Origin of the sequence: Enterococcus sp. DIV1307a (genome assembly GCF_050537425.1) — a bacterium.
GTDB lineage: Bacteria > Bacillota > Bacilli > Lactobacillales > Enterococcaceae > Enterococcus > Enterococcus faecalis.
On the sequence record NZ_CP172914.1, the window covers coordinates 1322791 to 1341470 of the forward strand.

The following is an 18680-nucleotide window of genomic DNA, read 5'->3' on the forward strand; positions in this document are numbered from 1 at the left end:
ATGGAAAAGGATACGAATGAAAAATTAAGAAGGAACTACGCGGAACAGATTGTCGAAAAAGAACGAGCAATGGATCAATTGTCGAAGGAAAAGAAGCAAATCCAAACCATTTTTGGTACACTAGAGTCTGAACTAACTAGAAATTTTCGCGAACTTGAGCAACTCAACGCAGAAGTGATTCATAAAGGCGGTAAGCCGACGCGTTGGGAGCAAGAGGAGCTCTCTGGAAAACAACGCTATTTAAGGGGCTTTTTACAACAACAGACACATGAATTAAGTCAAAGATACACAAAAGCAACCGCACAATCGAATGAAGAACGACTACAGCTCCAAAGAGAAAGGAGTCGGTTGTCATGGGATTAATCTACTCCAGTAGCGATTCTTCAGCAATGATGCGCGCGCTGTCCAGCAACCTAGCAGTTGCCCGAACAACCACCAGTGAGCTAACAGCAGGTTGTCAGCAACTAATCGCAGCTATCGACGGTCATACATTGTCTGGTGCTGCCTATAATGCGGGAAAAGGGCTATTTTCAGAATTAGTGATTCCGACGATTCATCGAATGACTGCCGCCGTTGATAATGTCCAAAGTGATTTGGCCAAATACAGCGCTGCGGATGCGTTTATTGCCAGTGAAGGTTTTTTAGATGAAGACAAACTCAAATTAAAAATAAAAATCATGAAAGCCAACCAACAATTATTGCACGATTCTGCTAGGGAAGTCGCCATGCTAGCCCATAGTCATCCGATTCCAGGAATTTATGAACTCTTACAAAATGCCCAACGGACCTTTATTAAGATGGCAGAAAGCATGCAACAAGACATTGATAAGCTCCACAAGCAAATACAAAAGCTCAATGAGTTTGACCGACAAACCAAAAACCTGTTCGCCACTAGCTTAGAAGAAATGCAGTTGGCGACGCAAGGGATCTTAGTCCTGAATGAAACAACTGTCAAAAACAACGGTCTCTACACCCTGCCAAGTGGTGTTGATAAAAGTTACTTCACGGAAATCAAAAAAGATACTAAAAATGAAGTGACTGACAAACAGCTGTTAGCGGGTTGCACCATTCTTTATGTTCATGATAAAAAGAACGGTTTCAATTATTACATGCTAGAAAAGGACGGCTATTCCTACCGAATAGACGAGAAAAAACTATCAGGAAACTTGGCTTCTCTAATAAAAAAATATGACTTAGATGTAGTAGAATTGACGCCAAAGGAACTGACTATCTGGGTCAATAACCAACAGAAAAAAGGTTATAATTACTTTGAAAAAGATGACAGAGTTTTAGGATTAGGTCTCCTGTCAAAAGGTCAAGGAGTCATGGATGAAATCCAAGAGTCAGGTGTGTGGGATTCCCTGTGGATGTTAGGCTTAAGTACCGCAGTAATCCGAAGTACCCAGACATTTTCAAAAGAAACTGGTAGCACGGGTAATGTCTTAAAAGGAAGTAAGAATGGACAGGCTTATACGCTTGATAGGAATAAGAGTGCTGGAACGGTACCATATAAGAAAGCTAGTGGGGCTAACCCACCTGAAACTGATTTTGGCGTAAAAAATTCTGTATCAGGAAAAGATTGGAATAATTATTTTAAAGATAAGTATGGTGTTGGAAATGTTAAATGGAAAAATCCAGTTAATTCAGTAGATAATATAATAAATACACCTAGTTCTTTGGCTAATGTTAATCCTACAGATATTGTTGAATTTGTAGAGAAAGAGGGGTGGACCGCAACTCCTTTGAAAAAAGGTGGAAATGCGGGTATTCCTTTTGAACAAGGTGGGGGATTTAGTATGAATCCTCCTGCAGGATCTAGTGGAAGCTCAAGATATATTCAATATCACCCTGGAGGTGGTCATCATGGAGATTTACCATATTACAAAGTATCTTCTCCAGAATATGGAATTACTAGAATTTATATGAATGGAAAGGTTGTGAAAGAATGACTGAAGACGTAGAAAAATTGACAATGTTATATGGTAGAGTTATCGAAAATCTTCAAGAATTTTCAATGCCTGCAGAAGAACAAATCAAAAAATTAAAAGGTTTTACAGTTGCTGATGAAATAGCTTCAGATTTTTCAGATATTACATTAAATTATGCAAAAGAATTATTTGAAAATAATTGGATAACTTTAGAACAGTATCAGCAATTTTTAGATATTGATGAAAAATTAGATGATATGAGTAAGAATAAAGCGCTTTGGTGTGAAGAAGCACTCAAAAATGCTAGTGAATGGAAAAAATGTAGGGAAGTTGGTGCAGAGTTGTTAATATCCTTGGGATATTAACAAAATCTAGGTTTTAGTGTATAGAAAATCCATAGACAAAAAAGGCACTTTATCACAAGACTGGTAATCAAGTGATAAAGTCTTGACTAGTAAGGATTAACTTATTAACCAAATTGTCAATAACTAACAAAAGCTAACTGTATATTCATTAAAAATAACTGGAGTGGTTGTGGTTTGAATTAACTGTAATCACTCTATTTAAAGTAAATATAAAACCTAAAAATCATGAAAGCCAACCAACAATTATTGCACGATTCTGCTAGGGCAGTCGCCACATTAGCCCATAGTCAGCCAATTCCAGGAATTTATGAACTCTTACAAAATGCCCAACGGACCTTTATTAAGATGGCAGAAAGCATGCAACAAGACATTGACAAACTCCACAAGCAAATTCAAAAGCTCAATGAGTTTGACCGACAAACCAAAAACTTATTCGCCACTAGCTTAGAAGAAATGCAGTTGGCGATGCAAGGCATCTTAGTCCTGAATGAAACAACTGTAACTTTTGGGATGGACTGTTCTCCTATGAAATCTTATCTGAAAAGAGCATTTCAGAAATGATTAAAAAACATGCAGGAAATGAAAAAGAACATTACGGACTTGGAATTTGGTTGGCCAATCCAACAAAAAATCATACGCATATTTATATTGAAGGTTGTGATCCCAGTGTTTCCTGTAGTTCACTGTTCAATCCTTTGGGAAAAGATATATACACAGTTTTTAGTAATTATGAAGACAGTGTTTGGGAGCTTGCTCGAGGCTATTTATCAAGAAAATAAAGAACATACAGAACCTTGGACAAAACGGGTTTGAATTTTTGTCCAAGGTTAAGGTTCGCTACATATGAAATTCTCTCTTGAAGAAGATTATTCTGAACGTCTATAATTTATTTTTTTGGTAGCCGCATACGCTGATTTTTGATACAATAAGCAAGACCAAAATAGAAGGAGTTGGTAGTGTCGGTGAAAGAATTAAAAGTAACAGATTTAACCAAAACATATGGGGAAAAAACACTATTTGATCATCTTTCTTTTTTGATTCATGAAAAAGATCGCATTGGTTTAATTGGGATTAACGGCACAGGGAAAACCAGTTTATTAAATATTATTGCTGGCGTAGATAGCGGTGATGGTGATCTTGCTGCAATTCAGCAGCCAAGTGATTATCAAATTGGGTACCTTTCCCAGAATCAAACATTTGACGAGAATATTACGATTGCAGAAGCCGTGTTTCAGGGAGACAGCCCGATCATAAAAGCGGTCAAAAATTATGAATTAGCGTTAGCTGCTTTAAGTGAGAATGGTTTAGACGAAGGGGTTCAAAGACGTTACACGCAAGCAGAAGAAGCCATGAATAAACAAGATGCTTGGACAGCAGATACCAATGCAAAAATTATTTTACAAAAATTAGGTATTCCCACATTGGAAAAGAAAATAGGTGAGCTTTCTGGTGGGCAGTTAAAACGAGTAAGCTTGGCGCAAGTCTTAATTGAAGCGCCTGATTTACTGTTATTGGATGAACCAACGAACCATCTGGATTATGAAACGATTGAATGGCTGGAAAACTTTTTAAATAACTATCGTGGCGCGGTTTTAATGGTGACCCATGACCGCTACTTTTTAGATCGAGTAACCAATCGGATTTTCGAACTTTCTTTTGGAAAACTGTATGAATACAAAGGAAACTATGAAACGTATGTGATGGAAAAAGCCGAACGTGAACGTGTCGCTGTAGAACAAGAAGAAAAAAGAAAACGCCTCTTCAAACAAGAACTTGCGTGGATGCGAGCAGGCGTTCAAGCACGAGGAACGAAACAGCAAGCAAGAATTGATCGGTTTCAGGATTTAAAAGAAAACTTGCATCAGGTACAAACCAATGGCACCTTAGAAGCAGACTTTGCCACGCAGCGTTTAGGGAAAAAAGTTCTGGAAATCAAGGAAGGAAATTATGCCATTGATCATAAACAGCTTTTGAAAGACTTTAATTTACTCATTCAAGCAAACGATCGAATTGGCATTACTGGTAAAAATGGTGCAGGCAAATCCACATTATTAAATATTTTAGCTGGCCGCATTCCTTTAGAGAGTGGTCTATATAGTATCGGTGAAACCGTCCGAATTGGCTATTATACCCAGCAAAACGAAGAAATGGATCCTAATCAACGAATGATTGCTTATTTGCAAGAAGCAGCAGAAGAAGTGAAACGCAGTGATGGAAGCAGCGTTGGGGTCGCTGAAATGTTAGAGCGCTTTTTATTTCCTCGTTTTATGCACGGGACACTGATTGGCAAACTGTCTGGTGGAGAAAAACGCCGGTTATATCTCTTAAAATTATTAATTAGTCAGCCTAACGTGTTATTATTGGATGAGCCAACCAATGATTTGGACATTGATACATTGACCATTTTAGAAGATTATATTCAAACGTTTAAAGGAGCGGTAATTGCTGTTTCTCATGACCGTTATTTCTTGGATAAAACAATGGATAAATTGTTAGTTTTTCAAGGAAATGGTCAGATCCTATCATTTTATGGCACAATGAGTGAATATTTGGCGAACCAAAAAGAACAAGAAAAGGTCAAAGAAAAACCGCTCAATAAACCAGTAAAAGAAGCATCGACAGAAAAGAAAGAAAAAACAAAGCTGACTTATATGGAACAAAAAGAGTGGGCAACAATTGAAGAAGACATCACACAATTAGAAACGAAATTAGAAACATTAACTGAAGAAATGAATCATCAGGGTGATGATTTTGTTCGTTTACAAGAATTGCAAGAAGCAGTAACAGCAACGGAACAATTGTTAGAAGAAAAAATGAATCGTTGGGAATACTTGAGTGAATACGCGGATTAAGAGACGGAGGGAATAAGATGGAAGAAGCATACTTAGCGCTAGGAAAAAAGATTTTAGAAGAAGGTCATTTTAAAGAAGACCGTACAGGAACTGGTACGTATAGTTTATTTGGCTATCAAATGCGTTTTGATTTGGCCAAAGGATTTCCCTTACTAACAACCAAACGAGTACCGTTTGGCTTGATTAAAAGTGAGTTATTGTGGTTTTTAAAAGGCGACACGAATATTCGCTATTTGTTAGAGCGAAATAATCATATTTGGGATGAATGGGCGTTCGAACGTTACGTAAAAAGCGCAGATTATCAAGGACCAGACATGACGGATTTTGGGCATCGTGTCTTACAAGATCCAGCGTTTGCAGAACAATACAAAGAAGAACATCAAAAGTTCTGTGACACCATTTTAAATGATGCAGAGTTTGCAGAAAAATATGGTGAATTAGGGAATATTTATGGTGCGCAATGGCGTCACTGGGAAACCAAAGATGGTAGCTTTATCGATCAATTAGCTAATGTGATTGAAATGATTAAAACCAATCCTGATTCTCGCCGTTTAATTGTTTCTGCTTGGAATCCAGAAGATGTGCCTTCAATGGCGTTGCCGCCTTGTCACACTATGTTTCAATTTTATGTAAATGAAGGAAAATTAAGCTGTCAACTTTATCAGCGCAGTGCCGATGTTTTTTTAGGTGTTCCTTTTAACATTGCAAGCTATGCTTTATTGACACATCTAATTGCACATGAAACAGGTTTAGCAGTGGGCGAGTTTGTACACACGCTAGGAGATGCCCACTTATATCAAAATCATGTGGAGCAAATGCAAGAACAATTATCACGAGAAGTTCGTTCTTTCCCAACGCTCGTTTTGAATCCAGACAAGGCTTCTGTTTTTGATTTTGATATGGAAGATATTAAAGTAGAAGGCTATGACCCACATCCAACGATTAAAGCGCCGATTGCCGTATAAAAAAGGAGAGAGAAGCTATGTTAGCAGCTATTTGGGCCCAAGATGAACAAGGAGTGATTGGTAAAGAAGGCAAATTGCCTTGGCATTTACCCAACGACTTGAAATTTTTCAAGGAAAAAACAATTCATAATACATTGGTCTTAGGACGTGCAACTTTCGAAGGCATGGGATGTCGTCCGTTACCAAATCGAACAACGATTGTTCTTACCAGTAATCCGGATTACCAAGCTGAAGGCGTTTTGGTTATGCATTCCGTAGAGGAAATTCTTGCGTATGCTGACAAGTATGAAGGCGTGACCGTTATTGGTGGAGGTTCTGTCGTTTTTAAAGAATTGATTCCCGCATGCGATGTCTTATATCGGACGATGATTCATGAAACGTTTGAAGGCGACACTTTCTTTCCAGAAATCGACTGGTCTGTTTGGGAAAAAGTTGCCACTGTTCCCGGCGTCGTGGACGAGAAAAATCTCTATGCACATGACTATGAAACGTATCATCGAAACGATAAATAATAAAATGAAGGGAGGCATGAGCAATGCCGACATTGAAAGAAAAAATTATTCAAGAGAGTCAACGTTTAGGCATCGATAAAATCGGCTTTACTCATGCTGAACCATTTATTGAATTAGAAGATTCTCTGCATGAACAACGAGAGCGAGGATATAACTCGGGATTTGAACATCAAAATGTGGAAGAACGAATTTACCCAGAAAAAACGTTTGAGCATCCTAAAAGTATTATCTCCATTGCTTTAGCTTATCCCACCAAAGCTCAGGAAAAAATGCCTAGAGATGAAAAGCGTGGACAATTTGCGCGAGCCTCTTGGGGAATTGATTATCATCACATTTTGCAGGATCGGTTGCAAAAATTAATTGCTTTTATTGAAGAGCAAGCTGCCACTGAAGCAGAAAAAGAACACTGGCACTTTCGGCCGCAAGTAGATACTGGCGAATATGTTGACACCGCTGTTGCTCAGCGGGCGGGTTTAGGATTCATTGGTAAAAATGGTCTACTGATTACCGAAGAATTTGGTTCCTTTGTATATTTAGGTGAGGTGACCACCAACATTCAATTTGAACCAGATGAACCTGTTCCAAATGGTTGCGGTGATTGTACTCGTTGTATCACAGGGTGTCCTACAGGGGCTTTGTTAGGGGACGGTCGAATGAATGCTCAAAAATGTTTGTCTTATCAAACGCAAACAAAAGGCATGATGCCTGAAGAGTATCGAAAAAAAATGCGTAACGTCATTTATGGTTGCGACATTTGTCAGCTGGTTTGCCCTTATAATAAAGGAAAAGATTTTCATTTTCATGAAGAGATGGAACCAAAGATTGAAGAAGTCTATCCCAAATTGGCACCGTTATTAACTATTTCCAATAAAGAGTTTAAACAGCAATTCGGACACTTAGCAGGCTCTTGGCGTGGCAAAAAACCATTGCAACGAAATGCTTTAATTGCGTTAGCGAATTTGGGCGGCCGTGAAGCTATCCCACAAATTATTCTCTGTTTAAATGATCAGCGTCCTGTCATTCGCGGAACAGCTGCTTGGTCGTTAGGTCAGCTCGCAAAAAGAGAACCCGAGCAAAGTTTAGAAGCTTTAAATTATCTACTTTCTGTAGAAACTGAAGAAGAGGTTATCGAGGAAGCCCAAAAGGCTATTCACTTGTTAACAAGCAAAAAAGGAAGCCGCTCAACGGAGTGACTTCCTTTTTTTATTAAATATGATTGCGATATAAACCAACAACTTTACCTAAAATTGTAACGTTATCTAAAAGAATAGGCGCTAATGCATCATTTTCAGGCTGCAAGCGGATATGATCTACTTCTCGGAAGAATCGTTTACAGGTTGCTTCATCTTCATCGGTCATTGCGATTACGATGTCGCCATTATTGGCATTCGATTGCTTACGAACAATCACTTGGTCGCCATCTAGAATACCTGCGTTAATCATACTTTCTCCTCGAATCGTCAACATAAATAAAGCATTTTCTTCTGTACGTAAATCAGGAGGTAACGGGAAGAAATCTGATGCTTCTTCCACCGCTAAAATTGGTTCACCAGCAGTTACGACACCTAACATCGGAATAGTTGTCGGTTGAATTCCGATCTTTTCCAAGCCTTCTGGTGTTAATTCGATTGCTCGCGGTTTTGTTGGGTCACGTAAGATTAGACCCTTTTTTTCAAGACGAGCTAAATGTCCGTGAACGGTAGAAGTTGAGGATAAATCAACAGCCTTCCCAATTTCGCGAACGGTTGGCGGATAGCCCTTTAATTCGACTTGTTCGTATATATATTTAAGTACTTCTAATTGTCTTGTTTCTGTACGTTTCGCCAAAACCCGCACCTTCTTTCAATTGATAAAATTAGTGTACCATAAAATGCGAACGAAATCAAACAAGCGTTCGTGTTTTATAAATATCAGAATATAGTTGTTTTTTTAAGGCAGTTCTTATAATATAGACAGTGAGAGTAAGGAGGGATTTTGATGTTATCGAAAGAAAAAATTGCCCGTATAAATGAATTAGCGAATAAAGCAAAAGTGGAAGAACTTAGTGCGAAAGAAAAAGTCGAACAACAAGAATTACGTAAAGAGTATTTAGAAGCATTTCGTGGAGGGATGCGTCACCATATCGAAGGAATGAAGGTCGTGGATCAAGAAGGGACCGATGTGACTCCTGAAAAACTAAAACAAATTCAACGTGAAAAAGGACTTCACAACAGAAAGTAATTGCTTTCATTGTCGAAATAAGCTACACTATGAATAAAGGTAAAAAAAACCTAAATTAGGAGATGATTTTTTTGTTTGACAAGACAGATCAATTGGGCGTTAATACAATCCGGACATTAAGTATTGAAGCCGTACAAAAAGCGAACTCAGGACATCCTGGTTTACCAATGGGTGCTGCCCCAATGGCGTATGCACTTTGGACAAAACATTTAAAGGTGAACCCCACAACTTCTAGAAACTGGGTTGATCGTGATCGTTTTGTACTTTCAGCAGGCCACGGCTCTGCAATGTTGTACAGCTTATTACATCTATCAGGATACAACGTAACAATTGACGATTTGAAAAATTTCCGTCAATGGGATAGTAAAACACCAGGGCATCCAGAAGTGCACCACACAGATGGTGTTGAAGCAACAACGGGACCTCTAGGACAAGGGATTGCTATGGCTGTTGGTATGGCAATGGCTGAAGCGCATTTAGCTGCAACTTATAATCGTGATAGTTTCCCTATTATGGATCATTATACGTACGCAATTTGTGGTGACGGCGATTTAATGGAAGGTGTTTCTCAAGAAGCAAGTTCAATGGCTGGTCATATGAAATTAGGTAAATTAATTGTCTTGTATGATTCAAATGACATCTCATTAGACGGACCAACTTCTAAAGCCTTTACTGAAAATGTTGGGGCTCGTTATGAAGCATACGGATGGCAACATATTTTAGTTAAAGACGGCAATGATTTAGATGAAATAGAGGCTGCGATTGAAGCGGCTAAAGCTGAAACAGATAAACCAACACTGATTGAAGTTAAAACAGTCATCGGTTACGGAGCACCAAAAGAAGGAACATCTTCCGTTCACGGCGCGCCAATTGGTGAAGAGGGCATTACAGCGGCTAAAGCTGTTTATGGTTGGGAATATCCTGACTTTACTGTGCCAGAGGAAGTCGCTGCTCGTTTTAAAGAAACGATGATTGACGAAGGCCAAAAAGCTGAAGAGGCTTGGAATGAGATGTTTAAGAACTATGAACATGCGCATCCAGAATTAGCCAAACAATTTAAAGAAGCTTTTGCCAATCAATTACCTGAAGGTTGGGAACAAGAATTACCTAAATATGAACTAGGAACAAGTGCCGCAAGTCGTGTAACAAGTAAAGAAACGATTCAAGCTATTTCAAAAGTTGTTCCAAGTTTCTGGGGCGGTTCAGCTGATTTATCAGCCTCAAATAATACAATGGTTGCTGCAGAAAAAGATTTCGAACCTGGTCAATACGAAGGCCGTAATATTTGGTTTGGTGTTCGCGAATTTGCAATGGCTGCAGCAATGAACGGGATTCAATTACACGGTGGTAGCCATGTTTATGGCGGAACATTCTTCGTCTTTACTGACTACTTACGTCCAGCAATCCGTTTAGCCGCTTTACAAAAAGTTCCTGTAACTTACGTCTTAACGCATGACTCTGTTGCGGTGGGTGAAGATGGGCCAACACACGAACCAATTGAGCAATTAGCAAGTGTTCGTTGCATTCCAAATGTTCATGTGATTCGTCCAGCAGACGGCAATGAAACTGTTGCTGCTTGGAAAATTGCTATGACTTCTACGGAAACACCAACTATTTTAGTTCTAAGTCGTCAAAACTTACCTGTTTTAGAAGGAACGTTAGAACACGCTTCTGATTCTGTTCAAAAAGGTGCTTATGTATTGTCACCACAAAAAGGTGAACAACCAGCAGGGATTTTAATTGCGACTGGTTCTGAAGTAAATCTAGCAGTGGAAGCACAAGCTAAATTAGCGGAAGAAGGCATCGATGTATCTGTCGTGTCAATGCCAAGTTTTGATTTATTTGAAAAACAATCTGCTGAATATAAAGAAAGTGTGTTACCTAAAGCTGTGACAAAACGTGTGGCGATTGAAGCTGCAGCAAGCTTTGGTTGGGAACGCTATGTAGGGACGGAAGGCAAAACAATTACAATTGATCACTTCGGCGCTTCTGCACCTGGCGGTCTAGTTCTTGAAAAATTCGGCTTTACTCCTGAAAATGTGGTTAATACCTATAAATCACTATAAATAAAGATTAAAAAACCTGAATGCTTGTGATAGCATTCAGGTTTTTTGCTTCATTTCTTTTTGGGAGCAAAGAGCATAAAGTGAAAAAATAATGCGAACAATTGGAATCCAATACCAGTTAAAGTAACACCAGACCAACCATAGTTTTGCCACATTAATGTCCCAATCAATGACCCTAGTGAACCGCCGATGAAATAGAAAAACATAAAGACGGTATTGTTACGATTGCTGGCTTCTTCTCCCAAATTTTGAACGCGTGTTTGATTGGCTACTTGCCCAAATTGAGTACCGATATCTAAAACAATAATTGCTAAGATTAGTAAGACCACATGTGTTCCACCTAGAAAAAGTAAGATAAAACTACCGAACTGCATTAACAGGCCAATCAAAACAATCTTCCGTTCTGGATAATAATCGGATAGACGACCAATGATGGGTGCTACGAAAGCCCCTGATAACCCAAAAATTGCTAAAATACCGACTTCTTTCGGTCCCCAATAATAAGCTGGACTACTAACAAAGAAAATTAATGTAGACCAAAAGATTGAAAAGGTTGCAAACATAAAAAAGCCATTGACAGTTGCTTCTCTTAACAAAGGTTGCGATTTGATTAGCTTAGGAAGACTTTTCAAAGAACCTAAATAAGTTAATCGATTTGAAGTTTGAGTATGTATCACTGTTTTGGGCAATTTTAATTGAAGTAGAACGACCAATGCTAACACGAATATTACGGCGATTAAGTAGACTGTTCGCCAAGAAGCTGCACTAGCAATGAAACCCGAGATCGTTCGAGACAATAAAATTCCTGTCAATAGTCCGCCCAGCATTCGACCTGTTACTTTACCACGGTTCACTGGTCCCGCCATGACCGCAGCATAAGGAATAATAATTTGGGCGACAATAGAGAGCAGCCCGATAAAAAAAGAAGAGAGTGCAAAAAGGAGAAAACTTGGTGCAAAAAACGCAGCACTTAGAGACAGCGAGGAGAGCGCGGCTACTCGAATGATTAATTTGCGGCGATCAACGACATCGCCTAATGGAACAAGAAAAAGTAAGCCTAGCGCATAGCCTAATTGGGTCAGCATAGTAACAAAACCAATAGAACCAATACTGACTTGAAAGGCCTGAGCAATTTGGGTGCCAATTGGTTGAATATAATACATATTGGCGACCACAACCCCGCAAGTTAACGCTAATAAAAACGTCACTTGATTTGTTAAACCCGATTGTTGTTTCTTCATCTAACCACCTACATTTCTATGTAATTCATTTTGTAATACAACAACTACTCGGTAATAGTTGTTTTGACTACAAAAACAGACTTCTCTTATAAAGTTTGTTCAAAAAGTGACAAGTCCATTAAAAAGTTTATCACAATAAATAAAGAAAAGTAAGAGGATAAATAACAAAAATCTCATCAAATTGAAAAGAAGAAGTGGTTGTTTTCACAAGTGTGAAGAGGGTTAATTAAATACAAACAAGATTTCAATTACATTACAGAAATTTTAAAACTCAAAATTTAATACGTTTATTTCTTGTTTCAATAGGAAATTAACGGTAAAATAGAAAAGTGAGACAGTGAGGAGGAAAAATGAATGAGCGAACAGTTAACAAGAAGTAGTAAACATATTCAAAAAGCTCTTAAAAAGCAAAAAGCTTATAAACGTGCTACCGCCGTTGCGGGGACTTCAATGATTTTAGCACCTGTGGTTGGTGCTGCGGTACCTGCCCAAGCAGAATCTAGCCAGCAAGCATTTATTAATGAAATCGGAAATTCAGCAGCAGCCGTTGCCAATAGCAATGATATGTATGCTTCCGTCATGATTGCTCAAGCGTTGCTAGAAAGTAGTTATGGTAGTTCTGGGTTAGCATCTGCACCGAACTATAACTTGTTTGGTGTAAAAGGAAGTTATAATGGACAATCTGTTTATATGCCAACAAAAGAATATTTAGACGGACAATGGGTGACCGTCACAGCAGCATTTAGAAGTTATAATTCTTATGCGGAATCGTTCCAAGATCATGCCAATGTTATTCGTTCCACTGCTTTTGGGGATACATACCATTATTCAGGCGTTTGGAAGAGTAATACTAGCAGTTATCGCGATGCAACAGCCGCTTTAGCTGGAAGTTATGCAACTGATCCAGGCTATGCCGAAAAATTGAATTGGTTAATTGAAGCATATAATTTAACTCAATATGATTGGGGAGCACCAGTCGCTCAAACCACTAGTTATTCAGATACAACGGGAACCGTTGATACAACAATCGATACAGCGGCTTCTGCAACAGCAACAGCAGAAACTGTAGCTAGTCAAAGTTACACTGTCGCAAACGGCGACACATTGTGGGACATTGCTGCACGTTTTGGAACGACAGTTGATAATTTAATGTCACTAAATGGATTAACATTGGATTCTGTTTTATCGGTGGGTCAAACCATCCAAATCGGTTAATTTTGCAATTATTTAGTTGAAGACGGACCTTACAAAAGCAGTAGTTTTTGTAAGGTCTTTTATCGTGAAAATAGGTAGGGCTAGCAGCAATTATTTGATGAGCATAATCTGTTTTTTTATTTAATTTTTCACAAACTAAAATTCGTTTTTCTGGTAGAAATCGTTTTTTTGAGCTATGCTTAGAGAAAGAATTATTATATTGTTTGTAAAATTGGAGGATGTAGGATTATGACTAAAGGTTATGTAAAATCAGTAACAGAGTTAATTGGTCAAAGCCCAGTTGTGAAATTAAAACGGATGGTACCAGAAGGAGCTGCAGATGTTTTTGTTAAACTAGAGTTCTTTAATCCTGGTGGCAGTGTGAAAGATCGAATTGCTTTAAGCATGATCCAACAAGCCGAAGCAGATGGTCGCCTAAAACCTGGACAAACGATTATTGAGCCGACTAGTGGTAATACAGGCATTGGGTTAGCAATGGTAGGTGCTGCGTTGGGATATCCAGTTAAGATTGTGATGCCAGATACTATGAGTATTGAACGCCGCAAATTAATGCAAGCATATGGGGCTGATCTATTATTAACCCCTGGTGCCGAAGGAATGAAAGGGGCAATTGCAAAAGCCACAGCCTTAGCAGAAGAACACGGGTACTTCATGCCTTTGCAATTTAATAATCCAGCTAATCCAATGGTACATGAACAAAAAACAGGAAAAGAAATTGTTGATGTCTTTGGTAAACGTGGCTTAGATGCGTTTGTTTCTGGTGTTGGCACTGGAGGAACCGTTACAGGAGTTGGCCATGAATTGAAACGGATTTTTCCAGATATTGAAATTGTTGCAGTAGAACCAACGGAGTCGCCTGTTTTAGAAGGTGGCGAACCAGGTCCACATAAAATCCAAGGAATAGGCGCTGGTTTTGTCCCAGAAGTTTTAGACACCACTGTTTATCAAAAAGTTGCCGCTGTTTCTAGTGAAGACGCATTAGAAACTGCTCGTTTAATGGGGCCAAAAGAAGGCATCCTTGTGGGGATTTCAGCAGGGGCAGCAATTAAAGCTGCCATTGATTTGGCAGTTGAATTAGGCGCAGGCAAACGTGTCTTAGCGCTGGTTCCAGATAACGGTGAACGTTATCTTTCGACAGCTCTTTACGAATTTCCAGAATAAAAAACACGCAAAAAAACGAGCATTTCTCTTAGTTTAGTAAAATGCTCGTTTTTTCCACGAGAATCCTACAATAATTCTTGTCAATCGTAATAAGAAATAGTATTATTTAAGAAAGATAGACAGGGGAGGGATACAAAGATGGACAACGTATTGGTTAAAAATGCACTTGCTGAATTAAAAGAAGCCAATATCCGAATTACTCCGCAACGTTATGCTATCTTGGAATATTTAATCGAAAATCATACACACCCAACAGCTGATGAAATTTATCGCGCACTAGAAGATCATTTTCCAAATATGAGTGTAGCAACGGTTTACAACAATCTACGTTTATTTACTGAAATCGGTTTCGTTCAAGAAATGAGTTATGGCGATGCATCTAGTCGTTTTGATTTTAGTTCGAAGAAACATTATCACGTGATTTGTCAAAAATGTGGTAAAATCGTTGATTTTCATTATCCAGGGTTAGAGGACGTTGAAATGGCCGCTAGTAAATTAACAGGCTTCGAAATTAATGAACATCGTTTAGAATTATATGGATTATGTCCAGATTGCCAACAAGCACAACAGGAGAATGTGTAAAAAATTACATACTGTTAAAAATTTATCAAAAGATAAGTCACTTGTCTAGGCAAATTTCACAAGCGTAAGAGTTTTCACTCTTATGCTTGTTTTTTTGTGTGGTTATTGACTTTTAAATTCTTAAAAACAAAAAATTAACTAGCTATTATTAAGAATTAGCAACAGTTTGTGAATTTTTTTATATGCGATTCACAAGCATAGAACTCGAATAAGCTTGATTCCTCTGATATATTTTAAACAGACAGAGGGAGACGTCACCTCTGCAAAACAAAGATTGTGAAAGAAGGGATTTACAACATGAAAGTCGTAGTCGTAGGATGTACCCATGCTGGAACTTCAGCAGTTAAAAGTATTTTAGCAAATCACTCGGAGGCGGAAGTCACTGTATATGAAAGAAATGACAATATTTCCTTCCTATCTTGCGGAATTGCCTTGTACGTTGGAGGCGTAGTTAAAAATGCTGCTGATTTATTTTATTCAAATCCAGAAGAACTGGCTTCTTTAGGAGCAACAGTGAAGATGGAACACAATGTTGAAGAAATCAACGTGGACGACAAAACTGTTACAGCAAAAAACTTACAAACGGGTGCAACTGAGACCGTTTCTTATGATAAATTAGTGATGACAACTGGTTCTTGGCCAATTATTCCACCAATTCCAGGAATTGATGCTGAAAATATTTTATTATGTAAGAACTATTCACAAGCCAACGTGATCATCGAAAAAGCGAAAGATGCCAAACGTGTCGTTGTCGTTGGTGGCGGTTATATTGGTATTGAATTAGTAGAAGCTTTTGTAGAATCTGGTAAAGAAGTCACTTTAGTTGACGGGTTAGACCGCATTTTAAATAAATATTTAGATAAGCCATTCACAGATGTTCTAGAAAAAGAATTAGTTGATCGTGGCGTTAATTTAGCTTTAGGTGAAAATGTCCAACAATTCGTAGCAGATGAGCAAGGAAAAGTAGCAAAAGTCATTACACCAAGTCAAGAATTCGAAGCAGATATGGTGATTATGTGTGTTGGTTTCCGTCCAAATACAGAATTATTAAAAGATAAAGTTGACATGTTACCAAATGGTGCAATTGAAGTCAATGAGTATATGCAAACAAGCAATCCTGATATTTTTGCTGCGGGTGATAGTGCAGTTGTTCACTACAACCCAAGTCAAACAAAAAATTATATCCCATTAGCAACGAATGCTGTTCGTCAAGGTATGCTAGTAGGTCGTAATTTGACTGAACAAAAATTGGCTTATCGTGGCACACAGGGAACTTCTGGTTTATATTTATTCGGTTGGAAAATTGGTTCAACAGGTGTGACAAAAGAAAGTGCCAAATTAAACGGACTAGATGTCGAAGCAACTGTTTTCGAAGATAACTATCGTCCAGAGTTTATGCCAACAACTGAAAAAGTTCTGATGGAATTAGTCTATGAAAAAGGAACACAACGCATTGTTGGTGGTCAATTGATGTCTAAATATGATATCACACAATCTGCCAATACTTTATCATTAGCGGTCCAAAATAAAATGACTGTCGAAGATTTAGCGATTTCTGATTTCTTCTTCCAACCACATTTTGATCGCCCTTGGAACTACTTAAACTTATTAGCCCAAGCCGCTTTAGAAAATATGTAATTAATAATAATAGAAAAAGGATGAAGAACTTCTGTTCCTCATCTTTTTTGTTAGTCACTAAGCGCTCCAGTTGTTTGGTTCATTAATGCCATTAATTGCTCTTTCGTTGTTCGTTTGATAGAAAGAGGGGGGAGATTATCTAAAGAAAAATAAGCACAATTCGAGGTTTCAATGTTTTTTTCAAAGGGATGATTTTCTAAAATCTCACAAGAAAAGATCATTTTATAGTACTGAAATAGTTGAGGAATGTCTTTTCGTTTATCTGTATCATAAACAGCAAGCAATTCTTTTGCTGTAACAACTAAGCCAGTTTCTTCCAATACTTCTTTTTCAATATTTTCTTTAGGAGAGCAGCCAATTTCGGCATAGCCACCAGGTAATGACCATTCTTTGGTCCGTAAATCTTCAACTAATAAAAAACGATTCTCTTTTTTTATTAAACCGCGAACATCTACTTTCGGTGTTGGATAACCTTCCTCTTTAGTTAAGATTTTTTCTAAGTCGGGCAAGACAGTCGCTTCGGGTCCGGTTGCGCTAATAAGTTGTAACGTAAGTTCTCGTAGTTCTTGGTAACGTTCTTGATCAAAAGCATCTTTCCCGTAAAAAAGACCTGCATCCGCCAATGCTAGCAACCGCTTATAGGTGTTCAGATAATCCATATACGCACGCTCCTCATAGACTTAATACGTTTAGTTTAACAGAAAAAAACAAAGGAAGGGCAGATTTAGCGAGAAAAGGAGTCGGTTTAAGGAAATAATAAAGAATAAATGACTAACTTACATTTTTAAACTACCTATGCTATTATTTAATAAAAAAGATTGGGTATACAATAATTTTGTTATGTAAACAAAAAGGAGGTTGTAAATTGAAAGAATTTACAATTATAAGGGAAAAAAATGCAGATAAAAAGACTCAGGCAGCACAAGAAGTATTGTTTAATCTTCCAGAATGGTTTGACCTTGAAAAAGAGACCCGCAAGTATATCGATATAGCTAGCACTTTACCTATGTGGGTGGCAAAGGATGTAGAGAATAAAATACTCGGTTTTATAACACTTTCAGAAACAAGTAAAGATACAGTAGAAATCCATTGTATGGCAGTTAAAAAGCGGTATCATCGCAAAGGTATCGGCAAGTTATTGATAGAAAGCGTGGAAACGTATTCTAAAAATAACTATTTTTTTATTCAAGTCAAAACAGTTGACGAAGGAAATTATTCCGTGTACGATCATACTATTCGTTTTTACGAATCATTGGGTTTTAAGCGCCTTGAGGTTTTTCCGACATTATGGGACGCTTGGAATCCTTGTTTAATTTTAATTAAACAGTTGATTTAATCTACAAAGGAGTTTTAGTATGTCAGTATTTATTAGAGAGTGTACCGTCGCAGACGTACCAGAATTAGAGGCCATTTGCCAAGAGACTTTTGCAGATACTTATGGAGATGGCGAAAACGAAGAGGATTTACAGGCACATTATGAGAGGAAATTTAGTCCAGCAGTTTTAGAAAGCGAAATCTTACATAAAGATTCGCAATATTTCTTTGCTTTTTATAATAATGAACTTGCAGGTTATGTGAAATTAAATCACGGTGATGCTCAGATTACCTATCAACATCCACAAGCGTTACAAGTTGAGCGCATTTATATTCGTAAATCTTTTAAGCGTTTAGGCTTAGGCAAACATTTGATTACGAAAGCAATTGAATTAGCGGAAGAAGCAGAAAAAGAGACGGTTTGGTTAGGTGTTTGGGAACATAATCATCCAGCGCAAAAATTTTATCAATCGTTAGGCTTCGTCAAAACAGATGAACATGATTTTTATATGGGAAATGAACGCCATACCGATTATACAATGACGAAACAGTTAAAAGAGTCAACGTAAAGCAAAAACAAGGAAACGGACGCAATGAAGCCGACGATTCCTTGTTTTTTTA

Annotated in this window: 20 protein-coding genes; 17 read left to right on the forward strand and 3 right to left on the reverse strand. The window is 38.0% G+C overall.

Translation table 11 applies throughout. The features are described from left to right. The 9 genes from IGL90_RS06445 to queG all read left to right on the forward strand — a co-directional run bounded on the left by IGL90_RS06445 (nucleotide 1) and on the right by queG (nucleotide 7815). Complete coding sequence (locus tag IGL90_RS06445) at nucleotides 1–363, forward strand: hypothetical protein (RefSeq protein ID WP_048737189.1); 363 nt, start codon at nucleotides 1–3, stop codon at nucleotides 361–363. Further along, a complete protein-coding gene (locus IGL90_RS06450) occupies nucleotides 354–1949 on the forward strand; it encodes a T7SS effector LXG polymorphic toxin (RefSeq protein ID WP_240466833.1) in 1596 nt (531 codons plus the stop codon). Before IGL90_RS06445 ends, IGL90_RS06450 begins: the two co-directional genes overlap by 10 nt. After that, nucleotides 1946–2293: a hypothetical protein gene (locus tag IGL90_RS06455; protein ID WP_048737610.1), complete on the forward strand. Its 348-nt coding sequence runs from the start codon at nucleotides 1946–1948 to the stop codon at nucleotides 2291–2293. The genes IGL90_RS06450 and IGL90_RS06455 overlap by 4 nt, the downstream gene beginning before the upstream one ends. A 225-nt stretch (nucleotides 2294–2518) precedes the next feature. After that, nucleotides 2519–2854 (forward strand): LXG domain-containing protein, encoded by a 336-nt coding sequence (locus tag IGL90_RS06460; protein WP_240466834.1) that lies wholly within the window; start codon nucleotides 2519–2521, stop codon nucleotides 2852–2854. Next, entirely contained in the window at nucleotides 2851–3072 is a 222-nt protein-coding gene (locus IGL90_RS06465; RefSeq protein WP_048736792.1) for a hypothetical protein, read from the forward strand. Before IGL90_RS06460 ends, IGL90_RS06465 begins: the two co-directional genes overlap by 4 nt. Nucleotides 3073–3255: 183 nt before the next feature. Continuing rightward, entirely contained in the window at nucleotides 3256–5145 is a 1890-nt protein-coding gene (locus tag IGL90_RS06470; RefSeq protein ID WP_002365663.1) for an ABC-F family ATP-binding cassette domain-containing protein, read from the forward strand. A 17-nt stretch (nucleotides 5146–5162) separates the two neighbouring features. Beyond that, nucleotides 5163–6110, forward strand: a complete 948-nt coding sequence (locus tag IGL90_RS06475) for a thymidylate synthase (protein WP_002398298.1) — start codon at nucleotides 5163–5165, stop codon at nucleotides 6108–6110. 17 nt (nucleotides 6111–6127) lie between these two features. Further along, nucleotides 6128–6622: a trimethoprim-sensitive dihydrofolate reductase gene (gene dfr, locus IGL90_RS06480; protein ID WP_002360302.1), complete on the forward strand. Its 495-nt coding sequence runs from the start codon at nucleotides 6128–6130 to the stop codon at nucleotides 6620–6622. A gap of 23 nt (nucleotides 6623–6645) precedes the next feature. Beyond that, nucleotides 6646–7815, forward strand: coding sequence for a tRNA epoxyqueuosine(34) reductase QueG (queG, locus tag IGL90_RS06485; RefSeq protein WP_010712461.1), 1170 nt, complete (start codon nucleotides 6646–6648; stop codon nucleotides 7813–7815). A gap of 13 nt (nucleotides 7816–7828) precedes the next feature. Here queG and lexA read toward each other — a convergent pair whose 3' ends face one another. After that, nucleotides 7829–8449 carry a transcriptional repressor LexA gene (lexA, locus tag IGL90_RS06490; protein WP_002357566.1) on the reverse strand — a complete coding sequence of 207 codons (621 nt, stop codon included), beginning with the start codon at nucleotides 8447–8449 and terminating at the stop codon, nucleotides 7829–7831. Between the two features lie 150 nt (nucleotides 8450–8599). Between lexA and IGL90_RS06495 the strand changes: the two genes are divergently transcribed. Both IGL90_RS06495 and tkt read left to right on the forward strand, forming a co-directional pair. Further along, nucleotides 8600–8842, forward strand: coding sequence for a DUF896 family protein (locus tag IGL90_RS06495; RefSeq protein ID WP_002384502.1), 243 nt, complete (start codon nucleotides 8600–8602; stop codon nucleotides 8840–8842). A gap of 71 nt (nucleotides 8843–8913) precedes the next feature. Continuing rightward, nucleotides 8914–10908, forward strand: coding sequence for a transketolase (gene tkt / locus IGL90_RS06500; RefSeq protein WP_002360299.1), 1995 nt, complete (start codon nucleotides 8914–8916; stop codon nucleotides 10906–10908). Between the two features lie 50 nt (nucleotides 10909–10958). Here the strand turns inward: tkt and IGL90_RS06505 are convergent, their stop codons facing one another. Then, a complete protein-coding gene (locus IGL90_RS06505; RefSeq protein WP_048736796.1) occupies nucleotides 10959–12149 on the reverse strand; it encodes an MFS transporter in 1191 nt (396 codons plus the stop codon). Nucleotides 12150–12503: 354 nt separating this feature from the next. Here IGL90_RS06505 and IGL90_RS06510 point away from each other — a divergent pair, with 354 nt between their 5' ends. From IGL90_RS06510 to IGL90_RS06525, 4 genes are all read left to right on the forward strand, one after another. Beyond that, nucleotides 12504–13364: a glucosaminidase domain-containing protein gene (locus tag IGL90_RS06510; RefSeq protein ID WP_002357562.1), complete on the forward strand. Its 861-nt coding sequence runs from the start codon at nucleotides 12504–12506 to the stop codon at nucleotides 13362–13364. 228 nt (nucleotides 13365–13592) lie between these two features. Continuing rightward, the gene (gene cysK / locus IGL90_RS06515) at nucleotides 13593–14525 is read left to right on the forward strand and encodes a cysteine synthase A (protein ID WP_002357561.1); all 933 of its coding nucleotides are present in this window, start codon (nucleotides 13593–13595) and stop codon (nucleotides 14523–14525) included. Between the two features lie 138 nt (nucleotides 14526–14663). Further along, nucleotides 14664–15107 (forward strand): Fur family transcriptional regulator, encoded by a 444-nt coding sequence (locus tag IGL90_RS06520; protein WP_002357560.1) that lies wholly within the window; start codon nucleotides 14664–14666, stop codon nucleotides 15105–15107. Between the two features lie 297 nt (nucleotides 15108–15404). After that, nucleotides 15405–16745 (forward strand): NADH oxidase, encoded by a 1341-nt coding sequence (locus tag IGL90_RS06525; RefSeq protein WP_048736798.1) that lies wholly within the window; start codon nucleotides 15405–15407, stop codon nucleotides 16743–16745. A gap of 50 nt (nucleotides 16746–16795) precedes the next feature. Here IGL90_RS06525 and IGL90_RS06530 read toward each other — a convergent pair whose 3' ends face one another. After that, nucleotides 16796–17404, reverse strand: coding sequence for an NUDIX hydrolase N-terminal domain-containing protein (locus IGL90_RS06530; RefSeq protein WP_002363964.1), 609 nt, complete (start codon nucleotides 17402–17404; stop codon nucleotides 16796–16798). A gap of 176 nt (nucleotides 17405–17580) precedes the next feature. Between IGL90_RS06530 and IGL90_RS06535 the strand changes: the two genes are divergently transcribed. Continuing rightward, entirely contained in the window at nucleotides 17581–18081 is a 501-nt protein-coding gene (locus IGL90_RS06535; RefSeq protein ID WP_048736800.1) for a GNAT family N-acetyltransferase, read from the forward strand. Between the two features lie 19 nt (nucleotides 18082–18100). Further along, nucleotides 18101–18628: a GNAT family N-acetyltransferase gene (locus IGL90_RS06540; RefSeq protein ID WP_002357555.1), complete on the forward strand. Its 528-nt coding sequence runs from the start codon at nucleotides 18101–18103 to the stop codon at nucleotides 18626–18628. Nucleotides 18629–18680: the final 52 nt, after the last annotated feature.

Coding starts and splice junctions, on each gene's coding strand:
- IGL90_RS06445 (WP_048737189.1), top strand. CDS start 1: ATGGAAAAGGATACGAATGAAAAATTAAGAAGGAACTACGCGGAACAG.
- IGL90_RS06450 (WP_240466833.1), top strand. CDS start 354: ATGGGATTAATCTACTCCAGTAGCGATTCTTCAGCAATGATGCGCGCG.
- IGL90_RS06455 (WP_048737610.1), top strand. CDS start 1,946: ATGACTGAAGACGTAGAAAAATTGACAATGTTATATGGTAGAGTTATC.
- IGL90_RS06460 (WP_240466834.1), top strand. CDS start 2,519: ATGAAAGCCAACCAACAATTATTGCACGATTCTGCTAGGGCAGTCGCC.
- IGL90_RS06465 (WP_048736792.1), top strand. CDS start 2,851: ATGATTAAAAAACATGCAGGAAATGAAAAAGAACATTACGGACTTGGA.
- IGL90_RS06475 (WP_002398298.1), top strand. CDS start 5,163: ATGGAAGAAGCATACTTAGCGCTAGGAAAAAAGATTTTAGAAGAAGGT.
- dfr (WP_002360302.1), top strand. CDS start 6,128: ATGTTAGCAGCTATTTGGGCCCAAGATGAACAAGGAGTGATTGGTAAA.
- queG (WP_010712461.1), top strand. CDS start 6,646: ATGCCGACATTGAAAGAAAAAATTATTCAAGAGAGTCAACGTTTAGGC.
- IGL90_RS06495 (WP_002384502.1), top strand. CDS start 8,600: ATGTTATCGAAAGAAAAAATTGCCCGTATAAATGAATTAGCGAATAAA.
- IGL90_RS06505 (WP_048736796.1), bottom strand. CDS start 12,149: ATGAAGAAACAACAATCGGGTTTAACAAATCAAGTGACGTTTTTATTA.
- IGL90_RS06510 (WP_002357562.1), top strand. CDS start 12,504: ATGAGCGAACAGTTAACAAGAAGTAGTAAACATATTCAAAAAGCTCTT.
- cysK (WP_002357561.1), top strand. CDS start 13,593: ATGACTAAAGGTTATGTAAAATCAGTAACAGAGTTAATTGGTCAAAGC.
- IGL90_RS06520 (WP_002357560.1), top strand. CDS start 14,664: ATGGACAACGTATTGGTTAAAAATGCACTTGCTGAATTAAAAGAAGCC.
- IGL90_RS06525 (WP_048736798.1), top strand. CDS start 15,405: ATGAAAGTCGTAGTCGTAGGATGTACCCATGCTGGAACTTCAGCAGTT.
- IGL90_RS06530 (WP_002363964.1), bottom strand. CDS start 17,404: ATGGATTATCTGAACACCTATAAGCGGTTGCTAGCATTGGCGGATGCA.
- IGL90_RS06540 (WP_002357555.1), top strand. CDS start 18,101: ATGTCAGTATTTATTAGAGAGTGTACCGTCGCAGACGTACCAGAATTA.